We start from the raw sequence: 19,094 nt of genomic DNA, 5'->3' as shown, positions 1-19,094 counted from the left end.
AGTAGGAATTTGCGCACTCGTTTTTTCAGCATTGTCTTGGCTATTGGCGCCGGTTTGCAGCTTGCCTGCACCGCACAGCTCCGCAAAAGCGATGCGGAACTTGGGCTCAATCCGCAGCAGGCAAGCGGACGCCATGTTTACGACCGCTATTGTGCGACGTGTCACGAGGCTTACAGTTCGCGCTCGCTGCGCGGCCCCAGCCTGGAGGGCATATTCAAGAAACAATTCATGCCCAGCGGCGCGCCCGCGAATGACGAACGCGTGCGCGAAGTCATCAGACTCGGCCGCAGCAAGATGCCCGCCTTCGGCCAGGTTTTCAATGAACAGCAGACCGCCGACTTGCTCTCCTACCTGCACACCCTGTAAGCGATTCACCTTGCAAGTTGAAACTGCAGACTTGAAACTGTAGTGCGATGCGTGTCCTCGCCGTGATTCCGGCGCGACTGGCGTCCATGCGGCTGCCGCGCAAGCCCCTGCGCGAAATCGCCGGCCAGCCCATGCTCGCTCGCGTCTACGAAGCGGTGCGGTCGTCGCCGCTGCTGCATGCTGAGGACGTGCTTGTGGCCACCGATGCGGAGGAAATCGCCGCTCTCTGCCGCGCGCGCCATTGGAAATTCCTGCTGACTTCAGCGGAGCATCGCAGCGGCACCGAGCGGGTCCACGAGGTCGCCGGCCGGATCGCCGCCGACGTGTACCTCAACGTGCAGGGCGACGAACCCATGACTCGCCCGGAGCACATCGCGGGATTAATATCCCTGATGGGCGACCCCGCGGTGCAGGTCGGCACCCTTAAGACTGCCGCCGCTGCCGCCGACGTGCACAATCCCAATGCCGTAAAGGTCGTCACCGACGCGGCCGGGCGCGCTCTGTACTTTTCGCGCGCGACGATTCCTTTCGATCGCGATGGCGCCGGCGAAATCCGCTACTTCAAACACCTCGGCTTCTACGCCTACCGCCCGGAGGCGCTGGCTCGTTTCTGCAGCCTGCCGGAGTCGCCGCTGGAGCGGAGCGAGCGCCTGGAACAACTCAGGTTCCTGGCCAATGGAATTCCCATCCATGTCGCGGAGACGCCCTTTGATACGGTTGGAGTGGATACCGAAGAAGACTTGCGTCGCGTCGAACAATTCCTTTTGCAGCGCTAAAACCCAAGTGCCGGCGGCAAGAAAATAAACGGCAGCCCGGCCTGGGTTTTTCCTATAATTAGGGTTGCCGTAGGCCGCAATGCATCTTGGCTTCAAGCACGATTGTCCGTGGTGCTATTCCGACCAGGTGATGAAGTCGCGCTTTCGCGTCTCCGAACTCATTCTGCCCTTGTCTTTCTTCCGGCCGGTGCGATGCCGCGCTTGTTATCGGCGGTGCTACATTCCGGTTTGCCATCGCGCGCTCTACTGGCCGCAAGAAACGGCTCCACCAATGGTCTCGGCGAATAGGGATTTTTAGCCGCGCCAGTCCGCGTGACCGGCTGCCCGCTGGCTCCTGCGCGCCTTGCGGAGGTCCGTCTTACCTTTCCGCTGCCAGTGTTCTTTTCCGGCGGAATGCTTCCGCCGCCCGGATTCGCCGCCAAATTGCGGGATGCGAATGGAACAGCCACTCCACCAGCCGGGAAGGACGCCGCTCCGCCAGGTTCTGCTGCGCCAGTTTTTCCATTGACGAGATGAACGGCGCGACGTCGGGTATGGACTGGAATGCGTAACGGTCCGCCTGGCGCTCGTTGTAACGCGAATACGCGTTCAGGGCGGGCATGAGCAGCAGCGACATGAGCGTGGACACCAGCGCCAGCAGCGGAAGGTTGGCAAAATCGGAAAGCGTGTCGAACATCTGCCGCTGCTCGACGGCATAACGCAGAATCGCGGCGCTCGCCCAAAAACCAAAAAACGTGATTACCACCTGGATAAGAATCCCTTTCACGATGTGGCGGTGGACGTGGTGTCCGAGCTCGTGCGCGAGAATCGATTCAATCTCGTCCGGCGAATAGTTTTCCAGCAGCGTGTCGGCCAGGATGATGCGGCGCGTGCGCCCCAGGCCGGTGAGCGCCGCGTTCGCCTTCTTGCTCTTCTCGGAGAGCTTCCACTCGTACACGCCGCGGACCCGCGTTCCGGCGCGCCGGCTCAATTGCACCAGGCGCTCGCAAAGCTCCTCGTTCTCCAGCGGCTGAAATTTATAGAAGAGCGGAAACAACACGACGGGAGCGATCTGCGCGAAGAAAACCGTCAACCCGATGAATACCGCCCACGCAATCAGCCACCATCGTTGAGGCGCAGCGCGGATGGTCCAGTACACCAGTTCGGCGACGATCCCGCCCAGCACCAGTCCCACAAGCCAGCCCTTCACCTCGTCCCATAGCCAGGATCGCAGCTTCTGGTTCGACAGGTTGTAGCGATGCTCGAGGCGGAAGCCATAAAAATCGAGCGGGAATCCAAGCAGTTTCCCAATCAGCAGCAGCATGGCGAGATAGAGAAAGACGGCCTGGACGTAATGCTGGCGCGCGCCTTGCCAGGCCCAATCGCGCAGCACCTCGCTCCATCGCGCCCCGCGCGGAGTGACCGCGAACAGCAGCACCAGCAGGAAACCCAGTCCGAGGAGAAAGTCGAACACGCTAAGACGCCGCCGGATACGGTTGTAAGCACGCGCTTCCGGCGTGTCGGGACGCTGGTCAGAACTGGTGGCGGCAAAGGTCATGAGCGCAATTCGCTTTTCTTGATGAGGTCGATTTGCTGGCCCCCGAAGCCGGCCGACTAGAGTTTGGACGCAGCCGCCTTCTCTTCCACGAACCCCACCGCGGCGTCCAGAATTTCTGTGACCAGCTCCGGCGACGCCGCTTCACAATAGATGCGCATCAGCGGCTCGGTGCCCGAGGCGCGCATCAGCACCCATGCTTCGGCGCCATTGCCGTTGGCCGGCGCGTCGAGAAAGAACTTCACGCCGTCCAGGTTCTCTTTCCGCAGCACTCGGTAGCTGCCGAGTTGGCGCACGTCGCCGGAATCGGCCCGGCGGATGGCGGCTTGCTTGATGTCCTCGGCGATGTGCAGATCGCGGCGGCCGTAATAGTGGGCGCCGAATTCCTTTTGCAGGTGCGCGACAATCTCGCCCAGCGTCATGCGCGACTCGGCCATGGCATTGGCGAGCAGCAAGGCATTGAGCACGCCGTCGCGCTCCGGCAGATGGCGCGGAATGCCGATGCCGCCCGATTCTTCCCCGCCGATCAATACTTCTTTTCCGCTCAGCACCACGTCGCAGACGTACTTGAAGCCGATGCCGTGCTCGATCAGTTCGCGCCCATGTTTCTTTGCGATGCGGTCCAGCATGCGCGTGGTGTTGAACGCGCGCGTGACCGCCCCCGGCCACTTCTTGTATTCGAGCAGCCACCATAACAGGATCGCGTAACACTTGTGGGCGTCCACGAAACTGCCGTCTTCCGCCACCGCGCCGATGCGGTCGGCGTCGCCGTCGTTGGCGAACCCGGCATGGCAACGCTCTTGCAACACCGTGTCCTGCAGCATGCGCACGTGCGGCTCGATCGGCTCCGGATTGATGCCGGGAAACAGCGGGTTGACCTCGCTGCGGATCTCCACCACGTTGACGCCACGTTGGCGCAGGATATTGCCCAGCACATGCCGCCCCGCCCCATACATGTAGTCGATTGCCACCTTGAAGCCGGCGCGGCCGATCAATTCCAGGTCGGCAAACTTGGTGATCGCCGCAACGTAGGGCGGCTTGAAGTCCATCTCTTCGATCTTCGCGCGCGTGCCTTTCGGCATGGCGCCGGCGGCCAGCTCCGCCTCGATCTGCTGGATGATCGCAGGCCGCGCCGATCCGCCGAACTTCTCTTTGAACTTGAACCCATTCCAGCTCCACGGATTGTGGCTGGAAGTAATCATCACCCCGCCGGCGGTATCCAGCGCTTTTGCCATGTAGGAAATCGCCGGCGTGGGAATGTAGTCGTTGGAGAATCGCACCGCAATGCCGGCGTCGGCCAGCACCTCGGCCGCCGCGCGGGCGAAGCTGCGGGAGCCGAAGCGGGTGTCGTAACCCACCACCACGCCCTTGCGCGCATCTTCATTCTTGAGAATGTATGAGGCGGTGGCGCCGGCAGCGCGGCGCACGTTTTCGAAGGTATAGTCGTCGGCGATTACGCCGCGCCAGCCGTCGGTGCCGAACTTGATATCTGGCATAGGTTGTCGGTATTTAATTATCAGTCCTCGGTTGCGGAACGAGCACCCCTGCCAGTTGACGCAACGAGAAGATCGGGTGGCGGAAGCGATCCCACAAACCGCCTTTACCGACGGCCGATCACCGGGAACCGATCACTTTATCAAACCAGCTTTGACAGCTTTTTCGTGTCCAGGTACTGCACCACTTTGCCGACGTCCTGCGCGTGCTCGCGCGTGGTCACCAGCAGCGCGTCTTCGGTCTCGACGATGACCAGGTTCCTTACCCCGACCGCGGCGACGAACTTGCTCGGCGCATGAATGTAGTTGCCGTTCGCGTTCAACGTGAAATTCTTCTCTGCCTGGATGACATTGCCGCCGTCGCGGCCGTCCCGCGATTGATGTTCGTACAGCGCCGCCCATGACCCCAGGTCATTCCATCCGAATTCCGCCGGAATGCAGTACAGGTTGGAAGCGTGCTCGCCTTTGGCCGAGCGCGGCTCCAGCACCGCGTAATCGACGCTGATGTTTTCGCACTTCGGGTACAGCGCGCGGAAGGTGCGTTCGAACTTCCTGGTCCCATAGGCGGCCGCGATTTTTTCCAGGTACGGAGCGGTTTCCGACAGGTGCTCGCGCAAGGCGTTGACCAGCGTGGCGGCGCTCCACACGAACATGCCGCTGTTCCAGAAATAATTTCCAGCGCTAACGAATTCCTCGGCGCGCTCGGCGTTGGGCTTCTCGGTGAAGCGGCGCACGCGGCGAATGTCGCCCGGCAATTTCTCGCCCACCTCGATGTAACCGTATCCGGTCTCCGGCCGCGTCGGCCCGATGCCTATCACCACGATGTATCCGTCTTCGACCGCCAGCCGGATCGCCGCCTTGAGGTTCTTCTGGAATCCGGCTTCATTGGTGATGACGTGATCGGAGGGGAACATCCCGATCACCGCCTGCGGGTCCTGGCGTTGCAAGATGAACGCCGCCAGCCCGATCGCGGGAGCGGTGTTGCGACCTATCGGCTCCGCGATGATTTGTCTGCTTGCGACCTCCGCAATCTGCTTGGCGATCCCCCCGCGCAGGTCATTGTTGGTGACGATCCAGAAGCAGGACACCGGAGCGAGCCGCCGCAAACGCTCGACGGTTTGCTGGATCATGGTCCGGTCGCCGTCGAGGGCGAGCATCTGCTTGGCGCGGCGCTTGCGGCTTAGCGGCCAGAAGCGCGTGCCACGTCCGCCGGCGAGAATGACGGGATAGAAATGGGGTTTCGTAGCCACGTAATTAGGTGCCGAGAGAATCGATGAGAGGGATCTCCGTTCGCACCAATTCTTCCTTATGTTCTTTCGAAGGTAACTTCATTGTAAGAAACTCAACTTCCCACTGCGGTACCACTCGGAACCAATCGAGACCGGCGGGAACTACAACAGCCTCGCCGGAAGCAAATGTCACTGGTTCGGAGTTACGCGTCTCTATAATCCCGCACCCCTTCAGGGCAACGCAAACGACGGTCTTGCGGTAAGTCTTATGCCCCGGTTTGAACTCTCCTGCGTTGTACTCCTCCATGCTAGAACCCGCGTCCTTGCCGAGCCTGTGTTTCGCAACAAGGAAACTGGGTGACCAAATCAGCACGACAAGATTTTCGTCTCTTACCCAAGGCTCGACCTTGCCCGCCTTCGTCCTTTCCTTCAATGCCTGCATCCCTTGCTCGACGTGCAAATCGCGCGGACGCCCGTAATCATACAGCCGGTAGGTGGTGTCGGAGTTCTGCTGTGTCTCCAACAACATCACGCCCGGCCCGATCGCGTGCACCGTGCCCGCGTCCACGTAAATCATTTCTCCTTCGCGAACCTCGATCCAGTTCAGCAATTGCTCGGCGCGGACTTCCTCGATGGCGCGAGCAAACTGCTCGCGAGTGGTCCCCAGCTTCAGACCCAACCCGACCTTCGCCCCCGGCTCGGCCTTCAGCACGTACCAGCACTCGGTTTTTCCGCAGGGTAAGCCGGCGCGGAGGGCAGTCTCGTCGTCAGGATGGACCTGCACCGACAGCTTGCCGTGCGGAAAAAGAAATTTGACGAGGAGCGGGAAGCGGTCGGTCTCGCTCGCCGTCTCGCCCACCAGGTCGCGCCCAAACCGGCGGCACAGCTCGCCCAGCGACGCGCCCGCCAGCGGGCCGCTGGCCACCTGGCAGTCATCGCCGGTGAGCCATACTTCTCCGATGGGCGCTTCACCGGGCGGCGGTCCGAACAGTGGCGACAGATCGCGCGAGCCCCAAATGCGCTCGACAAATTGCGGCTTCAACAGCAGCGGATAGAGTTCGGACATGCGTGAATGGCACCGCAGCTACAGGCACGCAGTACTATAACGAATCGGTGGCGCGACTCGAGCCGGAAAGACAATCCGGCCGGCTACTCTGGTTAGAGGCGTATGACCATGGCCCAGTTGCCGAGCTCTCACGGTTGGCAGAGCAGGCTAACTCCTAACTCCCGCTCTTAGCTACCAGCTACTGTTCCAAAGAATTTCCTTAGCCTCTCCAGCCCGCGATCGATCTCGCGCGGCGAAGTGGGGTAGGAGATCCGGATATGCTGCGTCGTGCCAAAGGCCTCGCCGGGCACGGTGACCACCTCCGCCTCGCGCAACAATCGTCCGGCAACATCGCTGGCGGAATTGATTCCCTTGCGGCCAAAAAATGCGGACACGTTCGGATACGCGTAAAATGCTCCCTGCGGAACATTGCACTTGACGCCGGGAATCGCGGTGAGTCCACCCACCATGCGGTCGCGCAGGCGAATGTACTCCTCGACCATCTCCTGGATGCAATCCTGCGGCCCGGTGACCGCCCCCACCGCCGCCTTCTGCACGATCGATGTCGGGTTCGAAGTAGATTGGCTCTGCAATTTTTGCATGGCGCTGACGACTTCCTTGGGCGCCAGCGCGTAACCCAGGCGCCAGCCGGTCATCGCGTACGTCTTCGAGAGCGAGCCGATAACTACGATCCGTTCTTTCGCTCCGGTCACCGCGCCGCCGGAAAAGCGCCTCCCGCTGTAGTCGAGATAGACGTAGCACTCGTCGCAGATGACCCAGATGCCGCGTTCGGCGGCCATGCGCACGATGGCCTTGAAGTCCTCCTGCGGCAGCACCGCGCCGGTCGGATTCGACGGCGAATTGATGATGATTGCTTTTGTCCTGGGCGTGATGGCGCTTTCGATCATCGCCGGCGAGAGGCTGAATCCTTTGCTCTCGTCGGTCTCTACGAACACCGGATTTCCGCCCGCGTAGCGGATGATGTCCTTGAACGACACCCACCCCGGCACCGGCACGATGACTTCGTCGTGGTGCTCGACCAGTACCTGGATGGCGTTGAACAGGGCGTGCTTGCCTCCGGTCGAGGCGATGCACTCTTCGCGCTTGTAGTCCGACCCGAAATCCTGGGCGTGCCGTTTGACGAGCGCATCGCGCAATTCGGCGGTGCCGCCCACTGGCGTGTACTTGGTGAAGTTGGCCTGGATGGCCGCAATCGCCGCGTCCTTGATGTGCTGCGGCGTATTGAAATGCGGTTCTCCGGCGCCGAAGTCCACCAGGTCGGCCCCCGCCAGTCGCATGCGGTCAGCCTCATTCACCACCGCCAGCGTGGCGGAAATCTCAATTCGGTTGATGCGCTCGGTCAAAGACGTTTTCACCTGCGTTCCCACTGACATTACTTCCTTCTTCCTCGCCGCTGGCGTTTGTGGTTGTGAGCGGCATTTCCGTGATGTCCAGCGGCCGCCGGCTCCAGGCTCTGTTTCCGGCCGTTCACTTTTTCGTACAGTTTCTTCTCGACCAGCTCCGGAATCAGCCCGTGCACCGAGCCGCCCAGTTGCACGATCTCTTTTACCAACCGCGAGCTGACGTAGGAATACGCCTCGGCCGGCATCATGAACACGGTTTCCATTTGCGGATCGAGCTTGCGGTTCATGAGCGCCATCTGCAGCTCGTATTCGTAATCGCTGATCGCCCGGATACCGCGCAGCAGCGCTCCCGCGCCCATGCGCGCCGCGTAGTCCACCAGGAGGCCGTCGAAGGTATCCACGCGCACGTTGTCGAACCGCTTGGTTAGCGACTCCAGCATCGCCCTTCGCTCGGCCAGCGAAAACAAGGCCGGCTCCTTTTCCGGGTTGCGAAGGATGGCAACCACCAACTCATCAAAAATGTTGGCACCCCGTTGAATCAGGTCGAGGTGACCGTTGGTCGGCGGATCAAAAGTGCCGGGATAGATGGCAATGACTGGCTTCAATTGGCCTCGGGGTGCGTCTTGTAATTCCGGTGGGCTTGCATGGAAGGCAAATTCTAAGCCCGCCCCTACGCCGGGAGCAAACAAAAGCGGCCCGTGTGGCCGGATGCCTGAAAACGTATCCGACTAAAACGGGCCTGCTTTTCTCGATAACTTCGGACTCCGGACCGGCTTACTTCTTCATCGGCGCCATTGCTCTCGCCGCAATCACCGGCGGGACGGGCGCGGTGCGCCCGTTCTCCGGAGCCGGCACTGGCGTCGGGCCAGCCGTCACGCCGATGTTCAGCGTCTTGCGGACCTCGGCCTCCAGCTTCGCCGCGATGTCGGTGTTCTCCTTCAGGAACTGCTTGGCGTTCTCGCGTCCCTGTCCGATGCGCTCGCCTTTGTAGCTGAACCAGGAGCCCGACTTCTCGACGATGTTGTTGTTGGCCGCCAGGTCAAGCATGTCGCCCTCGCGCGAAATCCCTTCGCCGTACATGATGTCGAACTCGGCCTCGCGGAACGGCGCCGCCACCTTGTTCTTCACCACCTTTACCTTGGTGCGCGAGCCGACCACAACGTCGCCTTCCTTGATCGCGGCAATCCGCCGGATGTCGATGCGTACCGACGAATAAAACTTCAGCGCCCGGCCGCCCGTGGTGGTTTCCGGGTTGCCGAACATCACCCCGATCTTTTCACGGATCTGGTTGATGAAAATCAAGCAGGTGCGCGACTTCGAGACCGTGCCCGTCAGCTTGCGCAGCGCCTGCGACATCAGCCGGGCCTGCAGCCCGACGTGGCTGTCACCCATCTCGCCGTCCAGTTCCGCCTTCGGCACCAGCGCTGCCACCGAGTCCACTACCAGCACGTCAATGGCGCCGGAGCGCACCAGCGCTTCGGTTATCTCCAGCGCCTGCTCGCCATAATCCGGCTGCGATACCAGCAGGTTGTCGACGTCCACGCCCAGCTTTTTCGCGTACTGCGGATCGAGGGCGTGCTCGGCGTCCACGAAGGCCGCCATGCCGCCGGTCTTCTGCGCCTCCGCGATCACCTGCAGCGCGATCGTCGTCTTGCCCGACGATTCCGGCCCGAAAATCTCAACTACGCGCCCGCGAGGGAAGCCGCCCACTCCCAGCGCCGCGTCAAAAGAAATCGCGCCTGTCGGTATCACCGCGATGGGAACAATCGCTTCCTTGGAGCCCAGCCGCATGATCGACCCTTTGCCGAACTGCTTCTCGATCTGCGACATCGCCAAATCCAGTGCCCGTGCCTTCTCGTCTGCCATGAGTACGCTCTCCTACCGCTGAAACTTTGTAATTCAGAAGACCTTGCAGGGTAACGCAGAACCGCAAACGTCATTCGCAAAATCTTGGCTTGGCTGGCTTGCAAATTCCCATTCTAAACTTCGGCGAGTATACGCGCACGGCACCTCGTAGAGCGAACAAAAAGCGAATATCTGACCCGGTGCTGTTGTCATTCTGAGTTCGCGCGCGTGCTGACCGCCGCTAGCCACCTGACCTGAGACCGTCAGCCACTGTTATTCTTCGTTTCGTCCCCGTGCGTTTCCTCCGTAAAGCCGGGCTTGTGCTCGCCTTCATCGCGCTGGTCGTCTTCGGGCTGCGCCGGGCCGGACCCGCGCTGGTGGTGAACCAGCCACAGCGGTCGGACGTCATCATGGTGCTGGCGGGGGACGGCAATGATGTCCGCTACTGGAAAGGTATCGAATTGCTGCGCGCCGGATACGCTCGCCAGGTTCTGGTGAACGCCCGTGCCGACACCATCGCCTTCGGCCGCTCGCCCGCGCAGTTGGAAACGGAATTTATCCAGCGCTCCGCGCCGGATCTCGCTGTTCACGTTTGCCCCACGGTGGGGGATTCCACGCTGCTGGAGTTGCAGTCTGCGCAGCAGTGTTTCGCGCCCGCAGGCGCCCGCAGCGTGCTGATCGTCACCTCCGACTACCACACCCGCCGCGCCCTTTCCATAGCGCAGGCAAGATTGCCAGCCTACACCTGGAGCGCCGCCGCTGCCGACAATGGGCTGCTTTCAACGCCTCGTTGGTGGAGCAATCGCGCCGTCGTCAAGGAAGTGTTCCTCGAATGGCAGAAGTTCTTGTGGTGGCGTCTGGTGGAGAGTCACAAATGAGCCCCGTTATCGCTGCAGCAGGTCCACTTCCTGCTTGATGTCGGTGACGCGGAAATAGTGCGCCAGCGCCGGGTGCCGGCTTGCCACGGCCTCGTACATTTGATACGCCACCCGGCGGTAAGAGATGTGCCCGCCCGGCCCGGTGCGAAGTTCCGCAACGTACACCGCCTCGGCGAAATCCATTTTGAACAGGGTTCGCTTGCGGTACCCCAGCGGGATGAGGTATAGCGCGCTGGCCTCGGCATGATCGCACCCCGCGCGCCGCAACTCTGCTTCCACATGCTGCGCCGCTTCGGCTGCGCGCTTCATGGTCTCGGCGTAACGCTTTTCCACGCCCGCCGCGCGCACCTCCTCCGGCATGTCAAAGCCGTGGACCGTGGTAAAGGCTTGTCCGATCTGCGTACAGCGACGGTGCCGGTGCATGTCACGGAAGCCGCCGATGTCCATCAGGATATCGAAGCGGAAGCTTTGTCCGGCGTGGAACGGCCGCAGCAGCTCATCGTGCCGGCCGCGATGTTTCAGGCCCAGGTGGATGATCTCGTCGCGCCGCTTCGCTCCCATTCCCTCGACGCGCTCGCGCACCTGCCGGTAGGAATGGTGGCAGTGCTCGTACAGCAACGTCGTCGCCAGTTCAATTTCCAGGGGCTCGTCTTCCAGCAAATCCACCAGCGGCGCGGGGGCAATTGGCGCTTCGGCCATGATCTCCGCCGCCGCCTGCTTCAGCTCACGCCGCGTTTCCATCTCGTAGGGGTTCGCTTCCGCGTACTTCACAAGTGTGGGCGCTACCCGCACCGGTTTCAGAATGTCGTCCCGCAATTGCTTGCCCCAGGCCTCGTCGTATCCCTTGGCGTCTTCGATCAGCTGGCGGTAACGCACCTCGTTCACGTTGTATGCCGGCTCCTTCGCTGCCTGTTTCAGCAGCTCCCCGAGGTGCCGAACTTCCGGATGCGTATGCGACAACAGGCGCGAGATCTGCGTCTCCAACGTGCGCGCGTTCACGATCTGCCCCAGCGACGTGTTGGTCGCCAGCGGCAGCAGATAGCGCGAGATGTCAAATGCCCGCGCCCGCAGCGTTCGTTCGTACGCCTCCGGCTTCATCTCCGGCGGCTTCGGAGTTTTGTCCGCAAGGTAGCGCCAGGTGGTCTCCGACAGCGCCTCGTACTCGGCCATCAGCATTGCAACGGTGTCGCGGTATCGCAGCTCGCACATTTCGAGGCGGCTGAAATCGGGAGTGAAGTAGCCGCCGCGCTTGAAATCCTGGTACCTCGTCGAGCGCTCCTGTCCATCCCAGCGCTGCTCGTCCACCAGGGCGATCGCCGCCAGGATGGAAAGCTTTTCCACTGCAATCGCCAGGTGCGCCAGGTCCGCGATGGAACGGTGTCCATACTGAAAGTAAAAGGTGTTCAGAAATTTTTCCGCGCGCTGTTCATTGATCTCTCGCAGCGACTCCTTCATCGACAATGCCGAGCGCGAGTACTTCGCCATGGCATAGGCCTGGATCTCCGGATCCGCGCCATACACCGCGTAAACCTCGATCGCCGGAGCGGTATTTTTCTGGTGGGAAGGGAGGTTGTTCGCATCGGACATGGCGGCGGCATCATCGCAGGCTCGGGCGCAAGGCGCAAGCACACAACGCACGCCGGGCAGCGACTCGCAAAATCGCCCTGTCGCATCCTGGCGCGTCAGCCTGCATGAATCAAATCTTCGTGTGCCGACTCTAATGAAATGTAAAGAACGCAGGCGCGAATTTCGGACTACTTCTAGTTACCTTCGAGACTTCACTGCCTGCCGATTTTGCGGTACCCTAATGCGGTTATATTGACGGGGTGGGGCCTTTTTCATGCGACGTGTCATAACCATCGTAGGGGCCTTTCTGTTTCTGCTGGCGACCTCCGCCGCGCTCGCCCAGGACTCCGATTTCTCCGATCCCCGTGCCAGCGGCATGATGCGTGCTCATGCCATCACTGCCGACGCTGCCGCCGAAGGCGCCCGCTCCGCGGCGAGCCCAGATGTCTTGACTCCCCCCGTGCCTACGGTCCGCATGTCGCCCGAGCTGGCTTTGACTTCTTATCTCGGCTTGGCGAAACGGCAGCTTGCGGAACTCGGCGCGTACAGTGACGTCACCATCGTCGAAGCCGATCTCCCCGACACCAAGCAGCACGGCAAGTTCGAATTGCGGCGTTACTTCCAAGCGCCGCGCTCGATGGCATTCGCCGCTCTCCACTTCGCCGGCGACGGCTTCGTGAAGACCAATGTCATTTCCCGGATTCTGCAGTCCGAGGTCGATCACGTCCAAAAAGGTGAAGGTGCGCGTACCGCGATCACCGGGGAAAACTACAAGTTCAGCTATAAGGGAACGGAAACCAGTGACGGCCACGTCGAATACATTTACCAGGTAAAACCACGCCACAAAGAGCCGGGTTTGTTCAAGGGCCGCATCTTCGTGGACTCCGCCACCGGGCGCCTGCACCGTGCCGAGGGCCAGATGGTGAAGTCTCCGTCCTTCTTCATCAAGAAAATCGAATTCGTCCAGGAATACGGCGAATGCGGGGAATTCAGCCTGCCGGTGCACATCCATTCCGAGGCCAGGACCCGCCTGGTCGGCCGAGCCGTCGTCGAAGTTTCCCATAGCGACTACCGGGCAATCACCTTGACCGAGCTGAACTCCGCCAGTTCCGCCTCCGGCAGCTCAGGCGCCAGCAACTGAGTCTTACCTGGTGGCCAGGAAGTGCGTCCGGCATCAACCCACTAGCCACTAGTCGCTTTCCCATGTACCATCCCCATTCGCTTTACAGGCGGAATCATCGCCAGATAGACTTAGAAGTTTATTGAGTGCAGGGAGGGCCGCCAGATGGCGCAGGTAGAAGAAAAAGTGAAGCAGATCATCGTGGAGCAGCTCGGGGTCGATGAGGCCGAAGTCACCGCCAACGCTTCCTTCGTGGACGACCTCGGCGCCGATTCGCTCGACACCGTCGAACTGGTCATGGCTTTCGAGGAAGCTTTTGACATAGAGATTCCCGACGAGGACGCCGAGAAAATTCGCACCGTCCAGGACGCCGTGGACTACATCAGCAAGAACGCCAAGGTCAGCAAGCAGTAGTGCGATTGGGCGTCGGTTCTCGGCTGTCGGCTCGGCTTGCTCCGATCGCCGATCGCCGGGAGCTACTTGATAGCTTCAGGGAGCATGCAATTTGGGAAGGCGGGTCGTAGTTACCGGCATCGGTCTTATCTGCGGGACCGGCAACACCACCGAGGAAGTCTGGCGTAACCTGCTGGCCGGCAAGAGCGGCATCGAAAAAATCCAGCAGTTCGACGCCTCGCAATTCGCCTCGCAGATTGCCGGGGAAGTCCGCAACTTCGACCCGCTTCAATTCATCGAGAAAAAAGAAATCAAGAAAATGGGGCGCTTCATCCACTTTGCCCTCGCCGCCTCGGATGAAGCGATCAAGTCCTCCGGCCTGCAGATATCGCATGAGAATGCCGGCCGCGTCGGCGTGCACATCGGCAGCGGCATCGGCGGGTTCGACGTCATCGAGCGTGAGCACTCCAACCTGCTGAACGGCGGCCCGCGCAAGATTTCGCCTTTTTTTATTCCCGCCGCCATCGCCAACCTTGCCGCCGGTCACGTCAGCATCCGCTACAACGCCAAGGGACCCAATGAGTGCACCTCGACAGCGTGCACCTCGAGCGCCCACTCCATCGGGGACGCCTTCAGAATCATTGCCCGCTGCGACGCTGATGTCATGATCGCCGGCGGCACCGAAGCCGCCATTACTCCCATGGGGGTTGGCGGTTTTTCCGCCATGCGCGCCCTTTCCACCCGCAACCATGATCCTGGGAAAGCCAGCCGCCCATGGGACAAGGGACGCGACGGTTTCGTCATCGGCGAAGGCGCCGGCATCCTGGTCCTGGAAGACCTGGAGCACGCCCGCAATCGCGGCGCGAAAATCCTGGCCGAGGTTGTCGGCTACGGCATGAGCGCCGACGCCAATCACATTACTCAGCCGGCGCCCGAAGGGGAAGGCGGATACCGCGTCATGGTGAACGCCCTCAACGACGCCAAGCTGCGCCCCGATCAGATTGGCTACATCAACGCCCACGGAACCTCCACCGATCTCGGGGACAAGCTGGAAACGCAGGCCATCAAGCGCGCCTTCGGCGACCACGCTTACAAGCTGGCCGTCAGTTCCACCAAGTCGAGTACCGGTCACCTGCTAGGAGGCGCCGGCGGCCTGGAAGCCGGTGTTACCGTGCTCGCCCTGCGTGACCAGGTACTTCCTCCAACGCTCAACCTGGAAGATCCCGACGAAGGTTGCGATCTCGACTACGTTCCGCTGCACTCCCGTCAAGCCGAGATCGAGTTCGCGGTTTCCAATTCCTTCGGCTTTGGCGGCACCAACGGCTGCCTCATCTTCCGCCGCTGGGAGGACTGAGTTTTTTGCAATCCCGGGCGCCACGCTTCTATCCCAACAAAACCCGAGGTTCCTCGGGATTGAAGCCCCTCGGACGGCAATAGGCTTGAGGACGCGCTTGCCTTCCCCCACAAAAAACGCGCAGCCCGGTTTGAGCTGCGCGCGACGCCACAGGACAGAAACTAGGATTTGGGTGTGGCGCCCGTATCCTTGCCCTTTTTGGTGGTGCCGGTAGTGCCGCCGCCCTTCGCGGCAGAGCAGGTTTCGGAGAGGTGCTTGACGCTTGCGACCTCAAAATTCTTGTCCGCTCCCGTGCCCGACCACTGGCCCTTCAACGCAACCTGGTGTCCGGCATGTTCCTTGACTTTGTCGGCCGGTCCCACCTTGACACCGTTCTTATATTTCCCGTTGGTCAGCATGCTGGCATCCGAATTCAGGCATCCGGTCAGTGTCGCTTCCTTCTTTGCTTTGCCGGACTTGCCCATGTTCATATCCGACATGCCCTGGTCCGACTTCGACTTCGTCTTGCCGGAAGTTGTCTGGTCCGTTTGACCGCTGCTCGACGGGCTGGTCTGGGCCACGCTGGTGAGCGTGAACGCCATGACCATCGCCAGCAGCACTATCAGTTTCTTCATATTCCTCTCCTTGTGTTTCTTCAACAGGAAGACCATCTGGGGCGAGTAGATGCCTCGCCACTTTTGATGGTTGTGCGCTGCGGCAACGCGGGTTAAGCTACCGCTGAAGTGAATGCGGCCCCGCGATGGCAGTGCCAAAGGACCAACGCCACGGCCTTAGTCCCCCCAGGCTAAGGGATCGCCCGCGCACGTCCGTCGTCTAGCCCGACTCCCTTGCGCGAGCAATAACCTTCCCATGACCAACACGGTGGAACTGGAAAACGTCTGCAAGAGCTATGACCACTTCGTCGCCGTGGACAAACTCTCGCTCCACGTCCGGGCCGGCAGCGTCTATGGACTGCTTGGTCCCAACGGCGCCGGCAAGACCAGCACCCTGCGCATGATGATCGGCATCACCGTGCCCGACTCGGGCGCCATCCGCCTCTTCGGCGAGAGCTTCCGTCGTGGACAGCTGTCCCGCGTCGGCTATCTACCGGAAGAGCGCGGCTTGTACAAGCGCATGAAGCTGCTCGACCAGCTGGTTTTCCTCGCTGAGTTGAAGGGCGTGTCCGCCACCGACGCGGTGCGCCAGGCCACCTTCTGGTGCGAGCGCCTCGAACTGGGCGCGTGGATGAGCAAGAAGGTCGAAGAGCTCTCCAAGGGCATGCAGCAAAAGGTGCAGTTCATCGCCGCGCTGCTGCACGATCCCGAACTGCTCATCCTCGACGAGCCCTTCGCCGGACTGGATCCCGCCAATGCCGTCGCCCTCAAGGACGTGCTCCTGGAAATGAAGCAGGCGGGCAAAACCATCCTGTTCTCCACCCACCGCATGGACCAGGTGGAGCGCCTGTGCGACTCCATTTGCCTGGTCGACCACGGAAAAGCCGTGCTCCAGGGCGACCTGAAGCAGATCAAGTCGAAGTTCGGCCGGCACGACGTGCAACTGGAGTACGAAGGCGAGGACAATTTCCTTGCCGACGGCGCGCTGGTGCAGTCGTTCAACAACTACGGCAATTACGTCGAGGTGCGCCTCCAGCCTGGCGCCGATCCGCAAGAGCTGCTGCGCATGGCTGCGGCGCGCGCCCGGGTCAACAAGTTCGAGCTCATGGAACCCTCGCTGGAAGAAATTTTCCTCGAAGTTGTCGGGAGGCCGAATGCGTAACACCTGGCTGATCCTTCGCCGGGAATACCTGGAGCGCGTGCGAACTCGGTCGTTCATCGTCTCCACCCTGTTGCTGCCGTCGCTGATGATTGCCCTGATGGTGCTGCCCGGCAAACTGGCAACGCTCAAGGCGTCGGGCACGCGGCGGGTGGCGCTGGTCTGCGCCAATGCTGATTTCGCCCGCGCCGTGCAATCGCAATTTCAACGCAGCAAGACGGAATCCGACAAGCTCGACTCCTCTCCCCGCTACGAAATTGAAATCGTTTCCACTCCTGACGACGCGACGCGCGCGGCGCTCAAGGGCCGCGTTGCGGCCGGAACGTTGGACGGTTATGTCTGGCTCAGCGACGAGGCCGTCGCTTCGCGCCACATCTCGTACGCCGCGCGCGAGACCAGCGACTTCATCGAGGCTGCCACCATGCAGAGCGCGCTTCGGACGGCCTTGCTTGGCCAGGAACTGCGCGCTCGCGGTGTCCCTGCCGCAGATGCCGACAAACTCATGAAGGGCGTGGAACTGGAGACCATCAGCATCAAGGGCGGGCGGGAGAAAAAAGCCGGAGGGCCGCTGCAGTTGATCAGCGCCATCGTGCTGGTCATGATGCTTTACATAACCCTGATCCTCTACGGCGTCTCCGTCATGCGCTCGGTGCTCGAGGAAAAAACCTCGCGCGTCATGGAGGTCGTCTTGTCGTCCGCCACCGCCAGGGAATTGATGGCGGGAAAAATTCTTGGCGTGGGCGCCGTCGGGCTGACCCAGATTGCGATTTGGGTCGCCATCGCCCTCGCCGGCACTACGCCCGGAATGCTCGCCGCCCGTAGCCGCCTGTCCCAGATCAATCTGTCGCCCGCCGCGCTCCCTGCCTTCGCCGTCTTTTTCGTCCTCGGGTTCCTGCTCTACAGCGCGCTCTACGCCGCGCTCGGCGCCATGGTCAACTCCGAGCAGGAAGCGCAGCAGTGGCAGTTCTTCGTGATCTTGCCGGTAATGATTCCGGTGATGATGATGACCTACGTCATTCGCCAGCCGAACGCGCCGCTTTCCATGTGGATGTCGCTGGTGCCTTTCTTCGCTCCCATCCTCATGTACATCCGGGTCGTGGTCGGGCCGCCGCCGTTCTGGCAGATCGCCCTGTGCATCGCGCTGCTGCTGGCGACCTTGTGGGCAGTGGTCGCGCTCTGCTCGCGTATCTACCGCGTCGGCATCCTCATGTACGGCAAACGGCCCACCCTGCCGGAAATTGTGAAGTGGGTGAAGTACGCGTAACTTGGCAATTGGTAATCTAGTAATCCGGTAATCGGCTCGCGTCGGTGGCGCACGCGTCCTCGCGTGTGCAAGATTACGAAATTACCAATTTACGAAATTACTAAATTGCCCGCGCCCACCTTAGCCGACGATGTTATCGAGCGCTTCACCCTCCGCCAGCGGATTGCGCTGGCGCTCATCGCCGCCGCCGGCTCGGTGCTGGTTCGCCTCATCGGCCCCACCCTCCGTTACACCATTTCCATTGAAGCCGATGGGCCGCCCTCGGAATGGGTCTGCCCCGCCGTTTACGTCTTCTGGCACCGCTGCGTCATCCCGGCGCTCTACTGGTATCGCGGCAAAGACATTTCGGTCATGACCAGCAACAGCTTCGATGGCGAATACATTGCGCGCATCATCGAAAAGTTTGGGTTCAATGCCATCCGTGGATCCTCCACGCGCGGCGGCGTTCGAGCGTTGCTCGGCATGCACACTGAAATTGAAGCCGGGCGGGCCGTCGCCTTCACCATCGACGGACCCCGCGGCCCGCGTTACGTCGCCAAGCCCGGCCCGGTGCTGCTGGCCCGCAACGTCAAGCTGCCCGTGCTCGCTTTCCACTGCGCGGTGGAGCGTGCCTGGGTGCTCAATTCCTGGGATCGGTTGATCATCCCCAAGCCGTTTTCCCGCGTCGTGCTCCGCGTCAGCCGCCCGGTGAACATTGCTCCCGATGCCGGCAGCGCGGCCCTGGAGGACGGTCATAAGGAAATGCAGGCCGCGCTCGATCGCGCCCGCGAGTCGGCCGAAGCCGAATTCGGACAGAATTCCGCGCAAGGCTGACGCGCCAGGCAGGTCTTTCCTGAGCTGAAGTTGACAACCTGCTGATGGCGCCATAGAGTCTTGGTCCTCGCGCTTTCGCGTGACGTTCTTTGACAATCTTGGTTCGCGTGTAACGGGAAGCGGGTGAAAGACCCGCGCTGCCGCGCAACTGTAAGCGACGCTGTTCGTCGGCGCTGCCACTGTCGAAAGATGGGAAGGCGGGCCTGCTGGAAGAGTCGCAAGCCAGGAGACCGGCGCGAACTGCCAACCACAACCTCTTTCGCGTGCAAAGGAGGATGGCCGTGCCGGAATTTCCACTCTCG

18 protein-coding genes and 1 riboswitch are annotated in these 19,094 nt (G+C 61.4%); of the genes, 9 read left to right on the top strand and 9 right to left on the bottom strand.

Translation table 11 applies throughout. The features are described from left to right. Window positions 1–9 precede the first annotated feature (9 nt). Window positions 10–366, top strand: a complete 357-nt coding sequence (locus VFI82_12050; protein HET7185411.1) for a cytochrome c — start codon at window positions 10–12, stop codon at window positions 364–366. Between the two features lie 47 nt (window positions 367–413). After that, window positions 414–1,142 (top strand): 3-deoxy-manno-octulosonate cytidylyltransferase, encoded by a 729-nt coding sequence (gene kdsB / locus VFI82_12045; protein ID HET7185410.1) that lies wholly within the window; start codon window positions 414–416, stop codon window positions 1,140–1,142. 358 nt (window positions 1,143–1,500) lie between these two features. On the opposite strand, the gene VFI82_12040 is transcribed toward kdsB, so the two are convergent. The 7 genes from VFI82_12040 to recA all read right to left on the bottom strand — a co-directional run bounded on the left by VFI82_12040 (window position 1,501) and on the right by recA (window position 9,673). Next, window positions 1,501–2,679 carry a M48 family metallopeptidase gene (locus VFI82_12040; GenBank protein ID HET7185409.1) on the bottom strand — a complete coding sequence of 393 codons (1,179 nt, stop codon included), beginning with the start codon at window positions 2,677–2,679 and terminating at the stop codon, window positions 1,501–1,503. 56 nt (window positions 2,680–2,735) lie between these two features. After that, window positions 2,736–4,172: a phosphoglucomutase/phosphomannomutase family protein gene (locus VFI82_12035; GenBank protein ID HET7185408.1), complete on the bottom strand. Its 1,437-nt coding sequence runs from the start codon at window positions 4,170–4,172 to the stop codon at window positions 2,736–2,738. Window positions 4,173–4,312: 140 nt separating this feature from the next. Then, entirely contained in the window at window positions 4,313–5,419 is a 1,107-nt protein-coding gene (locus VFI82_12030; protein ID HET7185407.1) for a mannose-1-phosphate guanylyltransferase, read from the bottom strand. 4 nt (window positions 5,420–5,423) lie between these two features. After that, entirely contained in the window at window positions 5,424–6,464 is a 1,041-nt protein-coding gene (locus VFI82_12025) for a type I phosphomannose isomerase catalytic subunit (protein HET7185406.1), read from the bottom strand. A 167-nt stretch (window positions 6,465–6,631) separates the two neighbouring features. Further along, a complete protein-coding gene (locus VFI82_12020; protein ID HET7185405.1) occupies window positions 6,632–7,837 on the bottom strand; it encodes a pyridoxal phosphate-dependent aminotransferase in 1,206 nt (401 codons plus the stop codon). Then, window positions 7,837–8,412, bottom strand: a complete 576-nt coding sequence (gene coaD / locus VFI82_12015) for a pantetheine-phosphate adenylyltransferase (protein ID HET7185404.1) — start codon at window positions 8,410–8,412, stop codon at window positions 7,837–7,839. Before coaD ends, VFI82_12020 begins: the two co-directional genes overlap by 1 nt. 169 nt (window positions 8,413–8,581) lie before the next feature. Further along, complete coding sequence (gene recA, locus VFI82_12010; GenBank protein ID HET7185403.1) at window positions 8,582–9,673, bottom strand: recombinase RecA; 1,092 nt, start codon at window positions 9,671–9,673, stop codon at window positions 8,582–8,584. A gap of 299 nt (window positions 9,674–9,972) precedes the next feature. Between recA and VFI82_12005 the strand changes: the two genes are divergently transcribed. Beyond that, entirely contained in the window at window positions 9,973–10,530 is a 558-nt protein-coding gene (locus tag VFI82_12005) for a YdcF family protein (GenBank protein ID HET7185402.1), read from the top strand. Window positions 10,531–10,536: 6 nt separating this feature from the next. Here VFI82_12005 and VFI82_12000 read toward each other — a convergent pair whose 3' ends face one another. Further along, window positions 10,537–12,117: an FAD-dependent thymidylate synthase gene (locus VFI82_12000; protein HET7185401.1), complete on the bottom strand. Its 1,581-nt coding sequence runs from the start codon at window positions 12,115–12,117 to the stop codon at window positions 10,537–10,539. A gap of 253 nt (window positions 12,118–12,370) precedes the next feature. Between VFI82_12000 and VFI82_11995 the strand changes: the two genes are divergently transcribed. The 3 genes from VFI82_11995 (at window position 12,371) to fabF (ending at window position 14,963) form a co-directional block, all read left to right on the top strand. Next, complete coding sequence (locus VFI82_11995; GenBank protein ID HET7185400.1) at window positions 12,371–13,237, top strand: hypothetical protein; 867 nt, start codon at window positions 12,371–12,373, stop codon at window positions 13,235–13,237. A 144-nt stretch (window positions 13,238–13,381) separates the two neighbouring features. Further along, entirely contained in the window at window positions 13,382–13,630 is a 249-nt protein-coding gene (gene acpP, locus VFI82_11990) for an acyl carrier protein (protein HET7185399.1), read from the top strand. Window positions 13,631–13,721: 91 nt separating this feature from the next. Beyond that, complete coding sequence (gene fabF / locus VFI82_11985) at window positions 13,722–14,963, top strand: beta-ketoacyl-ACP synthase II (GenBank protein HET7185398.1); 1,242 nt, start codon at window positions 13,722–13,724, stop codon at window positions 14,961–14,963. A gap of 161 nt (window positions 14,964–15,124) precedes the next feature. Here the strand turns inward: fabF and VFI82_11980 are convergent, their stop codons facing one another. Continuing rightward, the gene (locus tag VFI82_11980) at window positions 15,125–15,577 is read right to left on the bottom strand and encodes a hypothetical protein (GenBank protein HET7185397.1); all 453 of its coding nucleotides are present in this window, start codon (window positions 15,575–15,577) and stop codon (window positions 15,125–15,127) included. A 235-nt stretch (window positions 15,578–15,812) separates the two neighbouring features. On the opposite strand from VFI82_11980, the gene VFI82_11975 reads away from it, so the two are divergent. From VFI82_11975 to VFI82_11965, 3 genes are all read left to right on the top strand, one after another. Next, complete coding sequence (locus VFI82_11975; GenBank protein HET7185396.1) at window positions 15,813–16,718, top strand: ATP-binding cassette domain-containing protein; 906 nt, start codon at window positions 15,813–15,815, stop codon at window positions 16,716–16,718. Further along, entirely contained in the window at window positions 16,711–17,979 is a 1,269-nt protein-coding gene (locus VFI82_11970; GenBank protein HET7185395.1) for an ABC transporter permease, read from the top strand. The genes VFI82_11975 and VFI82_11970 overlap by 8 nt, the downstream gene beginning before the upstream one ends. Before the next feature lie 105 nt (window positions 17,980–18,084). Next, on the top strand, window positions 18,085–18,792 hold the full coding sequence (locus VFI82_11965; GenBank protein ID HET7185394.1) for a lysophospholipid acyltransferase family protein: 708 nt from the start codon (window positions 18,085–18,087) through the stop codon (window positions 18,790–18,792). Window positions 18,793–18,852: 60 nt separating this feature from the next. After that, window positions 18,853–19,046: riboswitch (cobalamin riboswitch) on the top strand. The last annotated feature ends 48 nt before the right edge of the window (window positions 19,047–19,094 follow it).

The sequence above is a fragment of the Terriglobales bacterium genome, from assembly GCA_035691485.1.
Taxonomy (GTDB): domain Bacteria; phylum Acidobacteriota; class Terriglobia; order Terriglobales; family Acidobacteriaceae; genus JAIQGF01.
The sequence above is the reverse complement of the archived record's forward strand: the minus strand, read 5'-3'. Positions and strand labels throughout refer to the sequence as shown.